The sequence below is a fragment of the Muricauda sp. SCSIO 65647 genome (genome assembly GCF_021534965.1).
In the GTDB taxonomy this organism is placed as follows: domain Bacteria; phylum Bacteroidota; class Bacteroidia; order Flavobacteriales; family Flavobacteriaceae; genus Flagellimonas_A.
Map to the genome: position 1 here is coordinate 42,959 of NZ_CP091037.1, position 17,541 is coordinate 60,499.

At 42.3% G+C, this 17,541-nt stretch carries 19 protein-coding genes and 1 riboswitch; of the genes, 5 read left to right on the forward strand and 14 right to left on the reverse strand.

Annotated elements, in window-relative coordinates; translation table 11 throughout:
* Positions 1 to 13: 13 nt before the first annotated feature.
* Positions 14 to 1,705, forward strand: a complete 1,692-nt coding sequence (locus L0P89_RS00210) for an alpha-amylase family glycosyl hydrolase (protein ID WP_235266387.1) — start codon at positions 14 to 16, stop codon at positions 1,703 to 1,705.
* Between the two features lie 54 nt (positions 1,706 to 1,759).
* Here L0P89_RS00210 and L0P89_RS00215 read toward each other — a convergent pair whose 3' ends face one another.
* From L0P89_RS00215 to L0P89_RS00225, 3 genes are read right to left on the reverse strand one after another with little or no spacing between them, the layout of a single operon-like run.
* Positions 1,760 to 2,140, reverse strand: coding sequence for a VOC family protein (locus tag L0P89_RS00215; protein WP_235266388.1), 381 nt, complete (start codon positions 2,138 to 2,140; stop codon positions 1,760 to 1,762).
* A 41-nt stretch (positions 2,141 to 2,181) separates the two neighbouring features.
* On the reverse strand, positions 2,182 to 2,709 hold the full coding sequence (locus L0P89_RS00220; protein ID WP_235266389.1) for an SRPBCC family protein: 528 nt from the start codon (positions 2,707 to 2,709) through the stop codon (positions 2,182 to 2,184).
* Between the two features lie 40 nt (positions 2,710 to 2,749).
* Positions 2,750 to 3,403 carry an RNA methyltransferase gene (locus L0P89_RS00225; RefSeq protein WP_235268071.1) on the reverse strand — a complete coding sequence of 218 codons (654 nt, stop codon included), beginning with the start codon at positions 3,401 to 3,403 and terminating at the stop codon, positions 2,750 to 2,752.
* 256 nt (positions 3,404 to 3,659) lie between these two features.
* Between L0P89_RS00225 and L0P89_RS00230 the strand changes: the two genes are divergently transcribed.
* Positions 3,660 to 4,319, forward strand: a complete 660-nt coding sequence (locus L0P89_RS00230; protein ID WP_409557580.1) for an SIR2 family NAD-dependent protein deacylase — start codon at positions 3,660 to 3,662, stop codon at positions 4,317 to 4,319.
* Here L0P89_RS00230 and L0P89_RS00235 read toward each other — a convergent pair.
* On the reverse strand, positions 4,291 to 4,758 hold the full coding sequence (locus L0P89_RS00235) for a heme-binding domain-containing protein (RefSeq protein WP_235266391.1): 468 nt from the start codon (positions 4,756 to 4,758) through the stop codon (positions 4,291 to 4,293). The two genes, L0P89_RS00230 and L0P89_RS00235, sit on opposite strands and share 29 nt — an antisense overlap.
* A gap of 32 nt (positions 4,759 to 4,790) precedes the next feature.
* On the opposite strand from L0P89_RS00235, the gene L0P89_RS00240 reads away from it, so the two are divergent.
* The gene (locus L0P89_RS00240) at positions 4,791 to 5,363 is read left to right on the forward strand and encodes an adenylosuccinate lyase (RefSeq protein ID WP_235266392.1); all 573 of its coding nucleotides are present in this window, start codon (positions 4,791 to 4,793) and stop codon (positions 5,361 to 5,363) included.
* A 42-nt stretch (positions 5,364 to 5,405) separates the two neighbouring features.
* A complete protein-coding gene (gene purB / locus L0P89_RS00245) occupies positions 5,406 to 6,749 on the forward strand; it encodes an adenylosuccinate lyase (protein ID WP_235266393.1) in 1,344 nt (447 codons plus the stop codon).
* Between the two features lie 76 nt (positions 6,750 to 6,825).
* Here purB and L0P89_RS00250 read toward each other — a convergent pair whose 3' ends face one another.
* From L0P89_RS00250 to L0P89_RS00275, 6 genes are all read right to left on the reverse strand, one after another.
* A complete protein-coding gene (locus tag L0P89_RS00250; RefSeq protein WP_235266394.1) occupies positions 6,826 to 7,635 on the reverse strand; it encodes a mechanosensitive ion channel family protein in 810 nt (269 codons plus the stop codon).
* 150 nt (positions 7,636 to 7,785) lie between these two features.
* Entirely contained in the window at positions 7,786 to 8,325 is a 540-nt protein-coding gene (locus tag L0P89_RS00255) for a DUF4252 domain-containing protein (RefSeq protein ID WP_235266395.1), read from the reverse strand.
* A gap of 83 nt (positions 8,326 to 8,408) precedes the next feature.
* Positions 8,409 to 8,957: a DUF4252 domain-containing protein gene (locus L0P89_RS00260; RefSeq protein ID WP_235266396.1), complete on the reverse strand. Its 549-nt coding sequence runs from the start codon at positions 8,955 to 8,957 to the stop codon at positions 8,409 to 8,411.
* A gap of 7 nt (positions 8,958 to 8,964) precedes the next feature.
* Positions 8,965 to 9,510 carry a DUF4252 domain-containing protein gene (locus tag L0P89_RS00265; protein ID WP_235268072.1) on the reverse strand — a complete coding sequence of 182 codons (546 nt, stop codon included), beginning with the start codon at positions 9,508 to 9,510 and terminating at the stop codon, positions 8,965 to 8,967.
* Between the two features lie 11 nt (positions 9,511 to 9,521).
* Positions 9,522 to 9,959 carry a hypothetical protein gene (locus tag L0P89_RS00270; protein ID WP_235266397.1) on the reverse strand — a complete coding sequence of 146 codons (438 nt, stop codon included), beginning with the start codon at positions 9,957 to 9,959 and terminating at the stop codon, positions 9,522 to 9,524.
* A complete protein-coding gene (locus L0P89_RS00275; RefSeq protein ID WP_235266398.1) occupies positions 9,946 to 10,455 on the reverse strand; it encodes an RNA polymerase sigma factor in 510 nt (169 codons plus the stop codon). Before L0P89_RS00275 ends, L0P89_RS00270 begins: the two co-directional genes overlap by 14 nt.
* 197 nt (positions 10,456 to 10,652) lie before the next feature.
* On the opposite strand from L0P89_RS00275, the gene L0P89_RS00280 reads away from it, so the two are divergent.
* Positions 10,653 to 12,086 carry a S41 family peptidase gene (locus L0P89_RS00280; protein WP_235266399.1) on the forward strand — a complete coding sequence of 478 codons (1,434 nt, stop codon included), beginning with the start codon at positions 10,653 to 10,655 and terminating at the stop codon, positions 12,084 to 12,086.
* A gap of 78 nt (positions 12,087 to 12,164) precedes the next feature.
* Here the strand turns inward: L0P89_RS00280 and L0P89_RS00285 are convergent, their stop codons facing one another.
* The 4 genes from L0P89_RS00285 to L0P89_RS00300 form a co-directional block, all read right to left on the reverse strand.
* A complete protein-coding gene (locus L0P89_RS00285; protein WP_235266400.1) occupies positions 12,165 to 12,881 on the reverse strand; it encodes a diphthine--ammonia ligase in 717 nt (238 codons plus the stop codon).
* A complete protein-coding gene (locus L0P89_RS00290; protein ID WP_235266401.1) occupies positions 12,874 to 13,704 on the reverse strand; it encodes a cobalamin-binding protein in 831 nt (276 codons plus the stop codon). The genes L0P89_RS00285 and L0P89_RS00290 overlap by 8 nt, the downstream gene beginning before the upstream one ends.
* A gap of 293 nt (positions 13,705 to 13,997) precedes the next feature.
* Positions 13,998 to 15,398 (reverse strand): Calx-beta domain-containing protein, encoded by a 1,401-nt coding sequence (locus tag L0P89_RS00295; RefSeq protein ID WP_235266402.1) that lies wholly within the window; start codon positions 15,396 to 15,398, stop codon positions 13,998 to 14,000.
* A 1-nt stretch (position 15,399) separates the two neighbouring features.
* On the reverse strand, positions 15,400 to 17,232 hold the full coding sequence (locus L0P89_RS00300; RefSeq protein WP_235266403.1) for a TonB-dependent receptor plug domain-containing protein: 1,833 nt from the start codon (positions 17,230 to 17,232) through the stop codon (positions 15,400 to 15,402).
* A 26-nt stretch (positions 17,233 to 17,258) separates the two neighbouring features.
* Positions 17,259 to 17,492, reverse strand: a riboswitch (cobalamin riboswitch).
* Positions 17,493 to 17,541 lie beyond the last annotated feature (49 nt).

Genomic DNA, 17,541 nt, shown 5'->3' on the forward strand with positions numbered 1-17,541 from the left:
AAAATCCCTGAAGATGAAAAAACTACTTATCGCCATGTCGATATTGACCTTTCTTTTTGGCTGCAAAAAAAAACCAGCGCCGCCTGAAAAACCTACAAACGATGCCGCTGCAGCCGAAATCGAAACCAAAAAGAAAGCTCCTTTTGTTTGGGAAGGAGCCAACATATATTTTCTACTTACGGACAGGTTCAACAACGGAAATCCAGAAAATGACGTGAACTTCGAAAGAACTGACAGCACGGCGGTGCTAAGGGGGTTCATGGGCGGTGATATAGCCGGAATCACCCAAAAAATAAAGGACGGATACTTCACTGATTTGGGCATCAATGCCATTTGGTTCACGCCTGTTATAGAGCAAATACATGGGGCGACCGATGAAGGCACCGGCAATACCTATGGCTATCATGGGTATTGGGCAAAGGATTGGACGACCTTAGACCCCAACTTCGGTAACAAAAAAGATTTGGGAGAATTGGTAAAATTGGCCCATTTAAAAGGCATACGTGTACTCTTGGATGTGGTTTTGAACCATACCGGACCCGTTACTGACAAAGACCCCGTTTGGCCTTCTGAGTGGGTACGTACCGAACCTACCTGTACCTTTGACACTTACGAAAATACCACTGCCTGTACACTGGTCAAGAATCTACCCGATGTACTGACCGAGTCAGATGAGCCGGTCGAATTGCCCGATGCCCTTTTGGCCAAATGGAAAGAAGAGGGCCGCTTGAGCCAAGAACTGGATGAACTTCAGTTGTTTTTTGAACGAACCGGTTACCCGAGGGCACCACGCTTTTATATCATTAAATGGCTTACCGATTACATACATGAATTTGGGGTGGATGGATTTCGAGTGGATACCGTAAAGCATGTCAACGAAAATGCTTGGGCCGAACTCAAAAAAGAAGCAGATTACGCCTTCGGTACCTGGAAAAAGAAACATCCCGACCAAGTCTTGGACAACAATGAATTTTATATGGTCGGCGAAGTCTATAATTACGGTATCTCAGGTGGAAGGTTGTTTGATTTTGGTGACAAAAAGGTCGATTATTTTGACCACGGATTCAAAAGCCTCATCAACTTTGAGTTGAAAAATGATGCCAAAAACAGTTATGAGAAGGTCTTTAGAAAGTACAACTCTTTATTGCATACCAAATTAAAGGGCAAGAGTGTGCTCAACTACCTTACTTCACATGACGATGGCAGCCCATTTGACCAAGAGCGCACCAAACCATATAAATCTGCCAATGTACTGCTCTTAACACCAGGGGCTTCACAGGTATATTATGGCGATGAAACGGCCAGACCATTGATCATTGAAGGTACAGAAGGTGATGCCACCCTACGCTCTTTTATGAATTGGAAAGATTTGGACACCATACCCAAAATTCAAAAAATTCATGAGCACTGGCAAAAATTGGGGCAGTTTAGAAGAGATCACCCAGCCGTGGGCGCTGGAAAACACAAACGATTGGCCTCAAAACCCTATGTATTTTCTAGAACGTATGTCGACGGTGAATACAAAGACAAAGTGGTCATTGGTCTTGATTTGCCCAAAGGGAAAAAATCACTTCGGGTCAAAGGCTTCTTTGGCAATGGCACCAAGCTTCTTGATACCTATTCAAATACCGAGGTCGTTGTCAAGAATGGTAGGGTTACCCTTGAAAACGATTTTGAAATGGCTCTCTTAGAATTGGTAGAGTAGCCCATCTTTGTTCAGGCAGGGGCATGCAAGGCTTATGGCACAGTAGAGAAACGCTTATTTTCTCGAATGCAGGGCGATTCGATTGCCCTCTGAATCATGAAAAAGTCCCATATACCCTACTTCGGCACTGATCTGGGTCTTGGGTTTTAGAATACGGCCACCCGCTGCTTCTACCCTATTGAGTTCGTTTTGTACATCATCGCTCGAAAAATAGATGAGCACCCCTTCCTTTCGGTTGGGTATGTACCACTCAGGTTGCAAAATAAGTGAGCCTGAACAACCATGTAGCCCTTCATCCCATGGGAACCAGCCCATCAACGTACCGCCAAAGTCTTGCACTTGAATTTCAATCTGAAATACTTCTTCGTAAAATTTTTTGGCACGATCCATGTCCACCACGGGAATTTCGAACCAGCCTACCATATTTTGTTTCATATTAAATCACACTATCATTCTGGGCCATAATCGTTATGCGGTTATTCTTCCAATTTTGCTTTTAGGCTTTCCAATCCCTCCTCAAAATCTTTTCCTACCATTTTGTCCATGCTCATGAACAACATCATGATGCTCATCGGAAACTTGTTTTTGCCAGAAAAACCCCAAGTGACCTTAGTGCCCCCACTACCAGAGTCTTCGGTGGTCATATAGGCATCTGAAGTCGATTTAAAAGGTTTTAAAAAGCGTAGTTCAGATTCAACGCGCTCACCATCGACAATCTTGGTGATCTCTTGTTCGCCCTCTCCGACTTCTTTGTTACCGTTCCAATAACTCATGGCTCCTACTTCACCATCAGTACCTCTAAACTCTTTGTGCATGTCTGGGTCTTTTTTGCTCCATGGTGACCACTCATCTTGCTTTTTGAGCGACCGTAAATAGGCAAAAACTTCATCTTTGGGTTTTGCAACTACTATCGATCGTGAAACATCGTACGTCTTCGGAGCGATCAAGGCCAATACTAACACCAGCAAAACAATGCCCCCTAAAATGTAAAGTAATATTGTCATCTACTCTTTGAATTGGTTACACCTACAATGTACAAAAAAGTCAGCTTGAACGGTATCTGCCGATGATCGCTTCCACATTTTTGATAGATTTTTTCACCCAATCAAATCTCTTGGCCATCATTTCATCATCGGTCAGTTGCCATTCTATGCTGCTCTTACGTAGTCTTTGTGTCAATTCTTGAATGATTATGGCAGCCGACACAGAAATGTTGAGGCTTTCAGAAAAGCCCACCATAGGTATTTTTAAAAAACCATCGGCTTGTTGCATAACAGCTTCACTGAGTCCTTCTTTTTCAGTTCCGAAAAAAAGGGCCGTTTTTGCCTTTAATTGAAACCCTTGTAATAAACCGGAATCATCATGGGGGGTAGTGGCAATTATCTGATATCCCTTGTTCTTCAATACATTCATGCATTCTTGGCTTGATCGGTAACGGCTGACATCTACCCATTGTTCGGCCCCCATTGCAATATTCTTGTCCAAACGCTGCCCGAAACGGTCTTCGACCACATGTAGTTCTTGTATGCCGAAAGCATCACAGCTCCGCAGCACTGCACTGGTATTGTGCAATTGAAACACATCTTCGATGGCTACGGTCAAAAATTTTGTTCGATGGGCCAAAACATCTGAAAAGCGTTCTTTTCGCTCTTCAGATACAAATCCTTCCAAATAGGCCAACAAATCACGATCGATCATAAATGCCAAGATAAAAAATATGGTGCTACCATGAATTTAATGGGCAATAGAGGTTGCTTTCATATAGACTTAAGACAATCTTATATAGAATATAAGACCTTTTATCGCATACAATACGGGGCTTTTGGCAACCATTCTGTCTTTTTGTCTTCTATCACCCAAAAAACAGCGCCATCGTTTTCCACAATAAAACCTTAAAAAGGCTATTTTTGGTTTTGTGGAACGAAAAAGAATAGTGGTATTGACAGGAGCGGGCATGAGTGCCGAGAGCGGACTCAAAACCTTTCGTGATGCCAATGGTCTTTGGGAAGGACATGATGTAATGCAAGTGGCCTCACCACAAGGTTTTGCGAGCAATCCTGAGTTAGTGCTCGAATTCTATAACCAACGTAGAAGACAACTTTTAGAGGTAGAGCCCAATGAAGGGCACAAAGCTTTGGCTGTGCTTGAAGAAAAATTTGAGGTGAACATCATTACCCAAAATATCGATAACCTTCATGAACAGGCTGGAAGTAAAAATGTATTGCACCTTCATGGCGAATTGTTCAAGGTTCGCAGTACGGTCAATGAAAATCTGGTGCTCGATTGGAAAAAAGACCTAAACTGGGGCGATTTTGATGAAGATGGCCACCAACTACGGCCACATATTGTGTGGTTCGGTGAAATGGTGCCCATGTTGGGGCCGGCCATCGAAATCACCCAAACTGCCGATATTTTGATGATTATCGGTACGTCAATGCAAGTATATCCAGCAGCCGGTTTGGTCAATTATGCACCCTATGGTACGCCCATATATTTCATAGACCCCAGACCCAATGTTCACCATTCTGATTTTGACAACTTGACCATAATTGAAAAAACAGCGGTAGAAGGTGTACCGCGATTGGTTACTGAGTTATTCCATACCGCAATCTAGCTTCTTGGGCCCAAGCCGATATCGTCTCACGTTGTTCTTGGGTCAAACGGGCTTCTTGATGTGTCCAAGTATATTCTTTGAGGGGCATTTTTTCCTCTTTTACCTCCTCAATGATCTCTTCCAACTTGTGGTCTTTTTTTTCGGCATCATAGTTTTCCCAATTTGAAAAATCCAAATGCCCCTTACCGTGTTCGATATGGTCGGCCAACCAATATGATACAGGGGCAATATTGTTGTACCAAGGGTATACTGTATTATCACTATGGCAATCGTAGCAGGTAGTCTCGAGCAATTGCTTCACCTCTTGTGACGGATTGGTCTCCGATTCAAAAACGGCCACATAATCAGGATCGTCGGTCACATTTTTATCGGGACGGATAAATTGCATCACCACAAAAACCACGAGTAGTGCAACCGCTATTTTTTTCGCTATTTTCATCTCTGGATTGATTTCGATAAAAATAGCATTTTGTGACCAAAGAACAACTGCATCAAAAATTAAATTCAGGGCGCTTATCGAAAGTACAAATAGATGGTTTGGTGGCCGAACTGGAACAGCACCCTGAACTGGTGGGCCACCTCTTGCAAGAAGTGTTTGAAGAGGATAAAGGCGATACCTTCAATGCGAGTTGGACCTTTGATCATCTGATGCGCAAAAAACTCCCCTATCTTTTACCTTTCTTGCAACCATTTGTCGATGGTCTCGAAACACTACGGTCACAATCATGTATTCGCCCCATGGCCCATGTATGTGAGCTATTGACAATAGCCTATTTCAAAAAAAAGGATCCTGCCTTTCAAAAAAACATATCCGACGAAAACCTTGAGCAATTGGTCACGGTCTGTTTTGATTGGCTCATAGGCCAGAACAAGGTCGCGGCAAAGGTTTTTGCCATGACCAGTCTCTCGCATCTTGGAGAAAAATTCGATTGGGTGCATCCCGAACTCAAAATGGTACTTGAACAGACCATTTCGAGTGGAACCGCGGGGTACAAGAACAGGGCCAAAAAAACCTTGGACAGACTCAAGGCACTACGCCATTAAACCAAGTGTTTGAGTATCTTTGCACTTTCAAAATCTGAACAGATGTCTTTGAACCAATTGAACGCCATTTCACCCATTGACGGTCGTTATCGAAACAAAACCAATTCACTTACTGCCTATTTTTCGGAAGAGGCCCTCATCAAATTCCGTGTTCAGGTTGAAATTGAGTATTTCATTGCACTCTGCGAACTTCCATTGCCGCAACTCGCCGATTTTGACCATTCAATGTTTGCTGTACTACAAAAAATCTATTCGGATTTTTCTTCGGATGATGCCCAAGCCATTAAAGACATCGAAAAGACCACCAACCATGATGTCAAGGCCGTTGAATATTTTATCAAGGAAAAATTTGATGCCCTAGGGTTGGAAAACCGCAAAGAGTTCATCCATTTCGGATTGACCTCTCAAGATATCAACAACACCGCTATTCCGCTCTCTATAAAAGCAGCGATGAACGATGTGTACGTGCCGCTGTATTTTGAGCTTTTTGAAAAATTGAAAAATCTAGCGGCAGAGTGGGCAAACGTGCCCATGCTGGCACGAACCCACGGCCAACCCGCCTCCCCTACACGACTGGGAAAGGAAATCGAGGTTTTTGTCGAACGCATGAAGCAACAGTTCGATTTGTTGAACGATATTCCCTCTGCAGCCAAATTTGGAGGGGCCACAGGTAATTATAATGCACATAAGGTAGCCTATCCAAATATTGACTGGAAAGCTTTTGGAAAGCAATTCGTGCAAGAAAAACTAGGGCTGCACCATTCGTTTCCCACCACTCAAATTGAGCATTACGACCATATGGCGGCGTTGTTCGACTGCCTGAAGCGTATCAATACCATTATCATCGACCTTAACCGTGATATTTGGACATACATTTCGATGGACTATTTCAAACAGAAAATCAAAAAGGGGGAAGTTGGTTCATCTGCAATGCCCCACAAGGTGAATCCCATTGATTTTGAAAACTCCGAAGGAAACCTGGGCATTGCCAATGCCTTGTTCGAACATCTTTCGGCCAAACTGCCCATTTCAAGGTTACAACGTGACCTGACCGACAGTACGGTACTGCGAAACGTAGGGGTGCCCTTTGCCCACACCTTGGTCGCTTTTCAAGCTACTCTGAAGGGCTTGGGCAAATTGGTCTTGAACCAGAAAAGGTTTGAGCAAGACCTAGAAAACAATTGGGCGGTAGTGGCCGAGGCCATTCAGACCATTTTACGTCGTGAGGGGTACCCGAATCCTTATGAGGCTTTAAAGGGATTGACCCGTACCCATGAGAAAATTACCGAAAAGTCTATTGCCGATTTCATCGATACGCTTGACATTGCCACAGAAATAAAGGAAGAGCTCAAAAAAATAACCCCAGCGAATTACACTGGGGTCTGATGTCATATCGGTTCGAACGTAGTTGAGAACGATTAAATCAGCTGTGCTGCACTCAATGTGACAAATTGCTATTGTTTTATTTGTTGATCTGTACTTCGTGTGGGTAAGGTATTTCGATACCGGCTTTGTCAAGTGCCAATTTACAACCTTCATACGTAGCGAAGTAAACATCCCAATAATCCTCTGGTTTGCAGAAAGGGCGTACCGCAAAGTTTACCGAACTATCGGCCAATTCCATTACGTTTACCGAAGGGGCCGGGTCTTTCAATACTTGTGGGTTTGAGGTGAGCACCTCCATTAATACTTCTTTGGTTTTTTTGATATCCTCGTCATAACCTACACCAATTACCGTGTCGACACGAATCTTACCTTCGGCCGTATAATTGATAATGTTACCATTGGCCATGGCCCCATTGGGAATAATGGCCAGCTTGTTTTCGGGAGTGGTAAGCTTTGTCGTGAAAATTTCAATCTCTTTGACAACCCCCAACACATCTTGTGCTTCTATGAGGTCTCCTATTCGATAGGGCTTAAAAATCATAATGAGCACTCCCCCAGCGAAATTTGACAAAGATCCCTGAAGGGCAAGACCCACCGCGAGACCGGCAGCGGCAATAACTGCGGCAAAGGTGGTCACGTTGACACCTAATTGGCTTATCACCACCAAAATCAAAACTACCTTTAGGGCCCATGAAATCAAGTTCAACAAAAAGCGTTGCAGCGATTCATCATACTTGCTCTTGGCCATTCCTTTACGCATAAAGCCCATAATTTTCTTAATTACCCATGAGCCGATGATGAATATCAGAATGGCCCCAAGTACTTTTGGGCCATACTCAACAGTAAAATCGATTGCTTTGTCTATCCAGACCTGTGCATTTTCCATCTTTTTTTGGTTTTTGTTAGTGTTTCTTTTTGATAAGACCCCAAGATAAAAAGAAAAGTCACATCACCTTATAGGTCAACACAATGGAAACAAAAAAATCCCGAAAGATGTCCATCTCTCGGGATTTCTGCAATCAGTTGGGCAATTGGTTTATCCTTTCAGAAATTTTCCAATTTCACCAAGGCCTTCACCTTTGTATTCTGATTTTTGTATGGCCTGCATCAGTTGTACGATATGGGCCGGGTTCATGTCTTTTCCCAAAACCCGTACCAATGCAAAACCTTTTTCCTTGCTGTCGCCATAGATAATGACTTCGTCAATGGCATCTTCGTCACCCATGTATTTAATGACCCCTTTACCATACTGTGAATTGATTTTCATCAACTCAACGAATTCATCATCTTTTAGAATCTCCTTCACCTTGGCCTTTTCCAACTTATAATCGCCAACATTCTCTGACGTCTTTTTAAAGGCCAACAGATTGAACTTTTTAAGTGATTCGACAGCTTCTCGTTGAACATCGGTCAGGTCAACCTCATCCATCTTCAAAATGCTCGCGGGAATATCCAACGAAATGAAATTCGGGTTTTCCTTGTTGTCAACATAATATTCTTGCAGACTCTGCTGTGAAGAACAGGAAGCAAATATTATGGCCATGGTCACCAATGCTGTTTTAACTATATTTCTCATGTTCTATTCTTTGATTGATTCTTGTCTATACGTATTGGCAGACCGGTTTTTGTTACACTTGCCTGCCAACAACTTATCCTTTTTTATTCTCCTTTTTTGCCCGCTTTGTTCAATTCTTTGGGCAGGTTCATCTTCTTGGTCAATGTACCCACTTTGGTCAAGTCAATGTCACCGGTCATGGTCAAAAGCACTGTTTCGAAATGTTTGCCGTCTTTCCCCATCTTTTCTTCATCGATACCCGTGACGAACATCAATAATTCTTCAACATGGCTATCATCCTTTCCATTTCGAACAAAGAATTTGACATTGGTGTCACCATCTTTGACTTTCATCAATTCTACCAATTTAGATGATTTCACGTACTTCTTGACTGTTGAGGCCATATCAGATGTGACCTTGTCGTTGTCTGAAACGAAGACCTTGATATTCTTGATTGAATTGGCCAATTCGGCAAAGGCCTGGCTCTCTTCATCGTCTTGGTTCTCGCTAATTTTAGAGACGATATCAATCATACCTTTATTGATAATGACCGAACCGACATCTTCTGAATCTTCATACTTGTCAAAAAGAGATTGTGAAAATCCGCTTAGTGAAACAAAGAGAACCAACGCAAATGTTACCAACTTTTTCATCTTACCCTTATTTTTCACCTTTCTTACCTGCCTTGTTCAGTTCTTCGGGCAAATTCATCTTTTTGGTCAATGAATTGATCTTGTTCAAATCGATATCTCCCGTTAACGATAGCAGTACCGTTTCAAAAGATCTGCCGTCGGCCTCTACTTCTTTTAAACCTGTCACGAACATCAACAGCTCACTGACATGGTCATCATCTTTCCCTTCTTTGATATAGAACTTTACATTGGTGTCTTTGTCTTTTATCCTCATCAGTTCTGTCAAACGGGAAGATTTCAAATATTTGCCGACCGATGATTTCATATCATCACCAATAGACTTGTTATCAGTGGTAAATACCTTTAAGCTTTTGATGCTCTTGGCAATGTCCATGAATTCTTGGGCCTCGGGATCGTCGGTTTCGACGTCTATCTTGGCCAACAGGTTGAACATACTCTGGTTGACGATGACCGAGGTCACCTCATCCAACTCTTCGTATTTATCAAAAAGTGACTGTGAGATACCGGCTACCGGTAAAAGGGCCACTAAAAGAATCAACATATACTTTTTCATCATTTCTGTTTTTAATTTTTGTTATAGATTTTTTGTTTCGCGGCTTCAAACTCTTGCAGATAGGCCACTTTCTCGGTGCCCTTGCCAAAATTCTCGGCCAACAGGTTCAATGCTTTTCTAGTTTCTTGATATGCATATTCTGCCTGCTTTCTTTCTTGGTAATCTTGATAGCTGTCATTACCAAAATAGATGCCAAAAGCCAAAACTGCCACTGCTGCAACGGAAATCCATCTGTAATAAATTGTCTTTCTAGGGGTTAATGGAACCTGCTTGGTGTACCGCTCTTGCTTGGCGTTGGAAAAATAGTTGAACATCGGCCTATACTGCTCAAGATGTGGTGCGACCCCATCCTGTGCAAAGTATTCGCGCAATGTTTTCTCTTCAGCGACCGTAGTGGTGGCCTCGAAATACTTTTCCAATAATTTTTCTATGTTCTTATCCAATTCCATAGCTATGTTTTTCCAATAATTTTTCTCTTACTGTCTTTCTGGCCCTTGACAATGCCACGCGCACTGCAGTGGGCTTCATGTCCAACAACTCACATATCTCTTCAAAATCATATTCTTCCACATCCCTGAGCTGAAGTACCATTTTTTGCTGCTCTGGCAATTCTTCCATGATACGCTCTACCCAGTTGACACTATCTTGGGCTTCCATCTGTTTCTGCAAAGAGGTTTTTTCGTCCCTGTAATTGCTATGAACCAGTTTCAAATTGGCCGCTTGCTTTGACTTTAACCGATCTAGGCAAAAATTCTTGGTCATGGTCATCGCAAAGGCCTCTACACTTCTCATTTGCCCCATTTCATCTTGCTTGGCCCAGAGCTTCATCAAAATCTCCTGTGTCGCATCTTCAGCTTCTTCCCTAGAGACCAGCAAACGTTTTGCCAATCTATAGAGCTTGTCTTTAAAGGGCATGACCGCATTTAAAAATTCACTCTGTTTCATCGGTTGTTCAGTCGTTGTCAGCACTTTTATTGTTGCTTACACCTTGATGACGAAGTACGTCGAAATTTGTTACAAAAAATTTTTATTTCCTTTCAATGTAAGTAATTTAGGGTTTTTGGAACCAAAGTTGTTGTATTACCAATAGATCCCTTTTTTTCTTTGGAACATTTATTGATACACAATCGTAAAAAAATACTATGAAAAAATTCCTTCTGTCGTTTTTGGCTGTTTCTTTGTTGTTCATTGGCTGCAATAATGATGATGATGGTGGCCTGGCCAACGATATAGTAGTACAAAATTTCATGTGGCGGGCCATGAATCTTTGGTATTTCTGGCAAGCTGAAGTACCTGATTTAGACGATGACCGATTTACCACTCAAGCCGATTATGAATCGTATTTGGCAGGCACTTCAGACCCTGAACAATTCTATGAACAAATTCAGTTTAATGAAGACCGCTTTAGTTTTTTGAACAGTGACTACACAGAATTGGTGAACAATTTGGCCGGTATTTCAAAAAGTAATGGATTGGAGTTCGGCCTGGTATTTTTTGCCAATAGCAATGATCTTTTTGGCTATGTACGCTATATCATTCCAAATTCAGATGCCTCTACAAAAGATATTCAACGAGGTGATTTGTTCACGGCCGTGGATGGTCAAACCTTGAATTCGAATAATTACGTAGATCTATTGTTTGGAGATAACGATACCTATACCCTTACTATGGCAACCGCAAATGGCAATACCATTGAACCCAATGGCGAAGAGGTTACACTCACCAAAATGGAAGGTTTGGTCGAGAACCCTATTCATGTTGCCAGCACGTTGGATGTAGGCGGACAAAAGATAGGCTATTTGATGTACAATGGCTTCACCCGTGATTTTAATGATGAATTGAACAGCGCGTTTGGGCAATTCGTGGCTGATGGAGTAACAGATTTGGTGCTCGACCTACGCTATAACCCTGGAGGGTCGGTGAATTCATCACGTTTATTGGCCAGTATGGTTTATGGCACCAACACCAATGAGCTTTATATCAGACAACGCTGGAATGACAAAATACAGTCGCAATTGAGCTCAGAACAATTAAACGATTATTTCGCCAATTCGGTAAATGGTTCCGCTTTGAACACTTTGAACCTAAATCGTGTGTTTGTTCTGACCACTGGCAGTTCTGCATCAGCGAGTGAATTGGTCATCAACGGACTTGACCCTTATGTTGAAATCACCCAAATTGGTGAGACCACCCGCGGTAAAAATGAATTTTCAATTACGATGGTAGATGATCCGGGCAATGACTATGTCTACTCCTCTTCACGAGAAAATCAAATAAACCCGAATAATAGCTGGGCCATTCAACCGTTGGTCGGGCGAAATGAAAATGCAGATGGTTTTTCAGATTATACTGACGGACTGGCTCCTGATGTTTTCTTTGAAGAAGATTTGACCAACTTGGGTGTTTTGGGCGATGTAAACGAACCTTTTCTGGCAAGGGCCATTGAGGAAATTACGAATGCCTCGAGCAAAAGAAGCTTTGAAGTCATACTTCCGGCAAGGGCCATCACAAATTCTAAAATGTTCACTCCTTTAAAAGATAACATGTACATTGACAAGCCCTTGGGCTTTCAATAAAAAAGAGCGGCCATTATTGGATCGTTCTTGGCCATAACGGTTTTCATGGCCTAAATCGTGATCAATCAAAAAGCTCGATTAATTTTCGAGTGCTAAATCACAATACCAAAAACCATATTCTTGTTGCATCGCCCCTTCTTCTGATTGTGGGGCGGGATAGGTTCGATATATGATTTTCCCTTTTGAGAAGTAGACAGGTTTCTTAAAAATAGGACCATCAAAACAAAAGGTGTGAAACTCTCCATTCTCTCCACAGGGGTCGACATTTTTGGGCAAATCGTTCAAAAAGTCGTGGTCTATCAGACGGCCACAGAATGATTTGGGCAATAGTTCTGCATTACAGCATATGACAATTGCCTTGAATCCGTTGTCGATAAAGTCAAGCAGTAACCTTTTGCTGTCTTTTTTCCACAAAGGAAAAATGGCCTTGATTCCCATTTGGGCGAGCATGGTTTCCCGATAGTTTCTTAAATCTTCCAAAAAAATATCGCCAAAAACGGTATGGGTATATCCCCGTGCCTTAAGTGCTGTCAGTTTTTCGGTCATGAGATGATGGTAATCTTCCATGGACGGGCTTTCATCCAATTCCAGCACCTCAAGGGGAATTTCTATTGCTCTTGCCTGTTCTTCTAAAATACTTCTATGCAGGCCATGCATCGACACCCGATCGTATTTCACGTTGATGGTGGTCAGCAAAAGTTCGACTGCCAAGCTTTTTTCTTCTTGTATGGAATGCAGCGCCATGGCTGCATCCTTACCACTACTCCAGTTAAAAAAGGTTTTGGGTCTATCCATATTTCGCTATCCATTTTGAAAATAGTTGATGAAGCAATGGCAACCCTTCCATCAATGCCGCAGGTCCGGGTTGAAGAATGATTTCAGACTTGATTTCAAAGACATCATCTCTTCTTACGGCTGTAATGTTCTGCCAATTGGGGCGTTGCAACATCTTTTGTTTTTTGAACATTTTACCGCACCAAGAAGCCAAGATGATGTCTGGATTTCTTCTGACCAACTCATTTTTATCTTCAATGATGCGGTCTTTTGCCAGTGACGCTCTACGGTTTTCAGGAAAAACATCGTTTCCTCCCGCCAATTCAATCAGTTCACTTACCCATTGGATTCCTGTTATAAGGGGGTCGTACCACTCTTCAAAATACACTTTCGGCTTTTTGTTCCAATCACTTGTGCTTTGCCCGATCTGACGGATATTGGTTTCGATTTTTTGTACTAGGTGCATAGCCTGCTCCCTTTTATCTACCAAAGCACCCAACTGTACCATCATTTCCAAAATACCTTGTACACTTCTGTGATTGTTGATCCAAACCGTAACTCCCCTTTTGATCAATTCTTTGGCGATGGTGGCCTGAATATCTGAAAAACCAATGACCAGATCTGGCCGTAATGCGAGAATTTCGTCTATGTTGGCATCAACAAAAGTGGACACTTTTGGTTTTTCTTTTCTAGCTCTTTTCGGTCGGACCGTAAACCCGGAAACACCTACTATTCTTGATTCCTCACCAAGCAAATACAGGGTTTCCGTTGTCTCTTCGGTCAGACATACAATACGTTTAGGGCCATAGTCAGTATCTGGCCGTTGATTTGTGGTGCTTTTCATTGATTTCACTCATTAGCTGATATGTACTTTGACACAAGACTTACAGTTTCTATACGTTTCTGACGCGAATTTCACGAATGCACACGAATTATTATGATATTGCTTATCGTCAAAAAGGTCAATCCTGAACTTTACGTCGGTTGAAAAACATATGGCTCTTTAGTTCTTGGAGCGGTTTGGTCCAAATTCGGATTCCATAAAACAAAAACCTTCCCAAGATTACAAATTTCAGGAAGGCTTTCGTACCTAGCTTTTTTCTATGGTGATAGTTAAGTCTTGATAGTATTCTTTTTTTAGAACTCAAAACCACCATTAAAATACACCGCCCCTGGTATGAGGGATACTTCCAAAGATTCGAGCAAAGAATTATCAGACAAATCATATACTTCCAGCGAACCCGCACTGACAAAATCTTTGGCATCAACACCGTATAGCCTTCCATCATTCACGCTCATATCGTAAAAGGAAACGCCCGTAATCTCTGCCGATGTAGGCAATGACGCATCTAAAACACCCATCTTGAATACGCTCCCCCCCATTACGTAGTAGAGGTCATCCCCATCTACTGAAAGATAACTGGGGTGTTCGGTATCTGCAAAGGTGAAGGTAGTTTCAACGGTATTGGTCGTTATATCAATTTTGTCCAATTGGCCAGTGGTCTCATTGCCGGTCCAAGCCGGATTTCCTCCAGAGAGCACCCATAAACCACCATTGACCAATTGCATGGAATTTGGTCTATCGGCCACAGTTATGGGGGTTCCAGCGATATTGGTAGTGGCATCTATCACCGATACAATATTATTTTGACCAAATCCTCCTTGATGGGCCACATATAAGGTATTCTCATTGGCTACGATCCACTCCGGTCCCTCTGGTACAGAAATGGTCGATGCCACGGAATAACTTTCCAAATCTATCACCGCCACATAGTCATCATCAGGATTGGAACCATCGCCCCAGTTGGTCACATACCCTTTACCTTCGGCAAAGGCAATATGTCTTGGATTAAGAAGACCAGATTCAACGGTTCCGACAGATTCAAAGGTATACCGGTTGACAACTTCAACGGTTTGTGAATTGTTCACAACGATATAGGCCAAATCTCCATTAAATGCCATACTCTGTGCCACATCTCCCAGGGCTTCATCATTTACCTCATTAAAAATGCCGTTGGTCACCGTTGTTAAATCTTCGTTCACAAAAGAAACCGAAGCATTGCCTCCGAAGAAATTGCCTTCATGCAATACCAAAATGCCATTTTCAAAGGGGAAAGAATCATTATCGGTAATCGTTAGGGTCACGGAGTTATTGGATGCGATGAAATCCGATCCGCCATCTACCGCTGTCAGCGTTATGGTTATTTCTTCACTTTGTTCGACTTCATCATCATCGGTCAACACAAGGTTTTGGGTAACGGTGCTTTCCCCTGCATTCAAGGTCAAACTTCCAGAAAGTGCATTATAATCCTCTCCAGCAATGGCAGTTCCCGAAACTTCATAGGTCAGTGTTACATCGGTAGCGAATGTTTCTGTGGTGCTAAATGACACCTCAATGGTGCCACTATCTTCTGCAAAGGTGTCTTGGGTTACCGAGATGCTTATACTGGGCAATACAGGTTGGTCATCATCATCACTACAAGCAGTAAAGAATAGTACTGCTATGGCAATAATTAAAAAAAGTCTGTTGTTTCTCATTTTAAAAATTTAATACTAATTGGGTTTGAATATTTCTATTGGGCATTGGTCGTAATGCAATGTTTTCGTAATAGGCGTTGAATACGTTGTTGAGGATCAGGCCAAGTCTACATCGCAACTTGCCCTCGGTTTTTAGGCCATAGGTCACTCCCGCATTGGCCAGTTGGTATCCTTCCAGTTCACCTCCGATAATGGAAACCGGACCATTGTACAGATGTTGGTAAAAGGTGCCAAAGTTGGCAAAACGATACGCCAAGGAAACGTTACCTCTATGAAAAGGCACATAGATCAATTGCTCTCCTGTTTCTTTATCTTCTGAAACCGTGTAGGCATAGTGGGCCTTAAAATCGATCTCCTGTTTTTTGCCCATGGCTTTTTTGAACCCAAGCTCTACCTCTGCACCATAAATCTGCACATTGTCTACATTGATCGGCGACCAAATTCCTTGGTTGTTGGGCAACCAGCGAATCATATCCTCGGTGGTGATATAATAGCTGTTCAACTTTATGGTAATTGGATCTAATGTGAACCGATGCCCTAGGTCTACTTGATACGATCGTTCAGGCCGCAGCTCTAAATTGCCCCCTGGTTGCCAGTAAAGGTCATTAAAAGTGGGCAATCTAAAATTTCGTGACGCATTTAACTGAAGCGTATACACGTTTCCAAAATCATAGCTCCCATCCCAGGAAAAAACTACAGGACTGGAAAAATCTGACGAAAAATCTTGGCGTAGACTCAGGTTGTACCTTAATTTTTCCGTTACCGTATGCTTTAGCAATGCCGTAATGGCAAGGTCGTTACGTTGTGGTGAGCCAAAACTGCTTCCTCTGCTGGTGAAGTTGTTGTATTCTAAAAAGGAATTTAGCCGAAAAGCATCGGAGAGTTCAATATCGAGCGAATACCTTGCCAACAAAGTGGTTACCCTGCCCTCGGAAAAAATATCGGAATCCTTGTTTTCAAAATATTTAAAGGCATCATATAAATGCGCCATCTTTATACCGTGAGTTGCTTTGTTGCCAAATTTTACCCACTCCAATTGCGTGCGGTGATGGTCGTCTTGATATCGACTGCGCCCTGGGGCAACAAGAGTACCTGAAAGATTTCGATCGCCTATAAAGCTTTGGTGGTACAATCGAAGTGCCTGCTCGTCATTTAGCAGGTAGCCGGCATTGAAGTTGATGTTGACGTGTTCAAACTCTCCATTGGTATTTCGTTCATCAGTTTCTAGGTATAGATAATCGTTATCAGAACTGTTGTAGTTTACCCCAAAACTTGAAGACCATTTGCCCGTACCAAAACTGTTGTCATAATTCACACTTCGGGTATCAAAACTGCCATAACCAGTAAAGATTTGATGTTCGAGGTGTTTTTCAAACTTCAGGTCATTGTTCAAATGAACGGAACCCCCTATGGCTCCGGTACCAAACTGTACACTGCCACCACCACTGCGTATGGCCACCGAACTGTAGTTCAAAGGATTGATCGTATTAAAATCTACCTGACCGTTCAACTGGGAATTGATATTGATCCCATTCCATATCACGGCGGTATGTGAGGCATTCGTGCCCCGAAATGCCGGTGAAGAGACCATTCCCAAGCCGTTTTCCTTAAAATAGATATTACTGTTAAAGGTCAGAAGCGAAGTGAGAAAGATACCATTCCGTTGTATGGTACTATCTTTTAGCTCGGCTACTTTATGCCCTTCAGCATACCGTTTTACACGAAAGTCAGACACTACGACCTCATCCAAATTTTGCAATGGCAAATCTTGGGCGGCAGCCTGTACAAAAACAAGTAAAAAGAATACTATATTGTGCCAGAGATTTTTTATCATCCAAACTTTTATCCCGAAAGTTTACTATTCAGTGTTTGATTTCTGGCAGGTCTCCTGGCTTGCAACTTGTTATTTGACCTTCCCATCCCGATAGCTATCAGAACAGTGGTATGAAGAAAATAACAACTTATCAACGATAAGATGCCGAAACAGGTTCGGCACATGCTTACAGTTGCGGGAACAGCTCCGGATTTACACCGGATTCCCTTTTAATTCCATACATCAGCTGATGAACGAAAACCAAAATTCATTGCGAATGTAATCATTTTAGCTTTATGTACTACTTTTGAATCCATGCAAAAAAACCTA

Bases quoted from the DNA above. Each gene is read 5' to 3' on its own strand.
- L0P89_RS00300 (WP_235266403.1), bottom strand. From the start codon at position 17,232: ATGATAAAAAATCTCTGGCACAATATAGTATTCTTTTTACTTGTTTTT.
- L0P89_RS00215 (WP_235266388.1), bottom strand. From the start codon at position 2,140: ATGAAACAAAATATGGTAGGCTGGTTCGAAATTCCCGTGGTGGACATG.
- L0P89_RS00285 (WP_235266400.1), bottom strand. From the start codon at position 12,881: ATGGATAGACCCAAAACCTTTTTTAACTGGAGTAGTGGTAAGGATGCA.
- L0P89_RS00295 (WP_235266402.1), bottom strand. From the start codon at position 15,398: ATGAGAAACAACAGACTTTTTTTAATTATTGCCATAGCAGTACTATTC.
- L0P89_RS00260 (WP_235266396.1), bottom strand. From the start codon at position 8,957: ATGAAAAAGTTGGTAACATTTGCGTTGGTTCTCTTTGTTTCACTAAGC.
- L0P89_RS00270 (WP_235266397.1), bottom strand. From the start codon at position 9,959: ATGGAATTGGATAAGAACATAGAAAAATTATTGGAAAAGTATTTCGAG.
- L0P89_RS00220 (WP_235266389.1), bottom strand. From the start codon at position 2,709: ATGACAATATTACTTTACATTTTAGGGGGCATTGTTTTGCTGGTGTTA.
- L0P89_RS00290 (WP_235266401.1), bottom strand. From the start codon at position 13,704: ATGAAAAGCACCACAAATCAACGGCCAGATACTGACTATGGCCCTAAA.
- L0P89_RS00265 (WP_235268072.1), bottom strand. From the start codon at position 9,510: ATGAAAAAGTATATGTTGATTCTTTTAGTGGCCCTTTTACCGGTAGCC.
- L0P89_RS00250 (WP_235266394.1), bottom strand. From the start codon at position 7,635: ATGGAAAATGCACAGGTCTGGATAGACAAAGCAATCGATTTTACTGTT.
- L0P89_RS00230 (WP_409557580.1), top strand. From the start codon at position 3,660: ATGAGTGCCGAGAGCGGACTCAAAACCTTTCGTGATGCCAATGGTCTT.
- L0P89_RS00225 (WP_235268071.1), bottom strand. From the start codon at position 3,403: ATGATCGATCGTGATTTGTTGGCCTATTTGGAAGGATTTGTATCTGAA.
- L0P89_RS00280 (WP_235266399.1), top strand. From the start codon at position 10,653: ATGAAAAAATTCCTTCTGTCGTTTTTGGCTGTTTCTTTGTTGTTCATT.
- L0P89_RS00275 (WP_235266398.1), bottom strand. From the start codon at position 10,455: ATGAAACAGAGTGAATTTTTAAATGCGGTCATGCCCTTTAAAGACAAG.
- L0P89_RS00255 (WP_235266395.1), bottom strand. From the start codon at position 8,325: ATGAGAAATATAGTTAAAACAGCATTGGTGACCATGGCCATAATATTT.
- L0P89_RS00235 (WP_235266391.1), bottom strand. From the start codon at position 4,758: ATGAAAATAGCGAAAAAAATAGCGGTTGCACTACTCGTGGTTTTTGTG.
- purB (WP_235266393.1), top strand. From the start codon at position 5,406: ATGTCTTTGAACCAATTGAACGCCATTTCACCCATTGACGGTCGTTAT.
- L0P89_RS00210 (WP_235266387.1), top strand. From the start codon at position 14: ATGAAAAAACTACTTATCGCCATGTCGATATTGACCTTTCTTTTTGGC.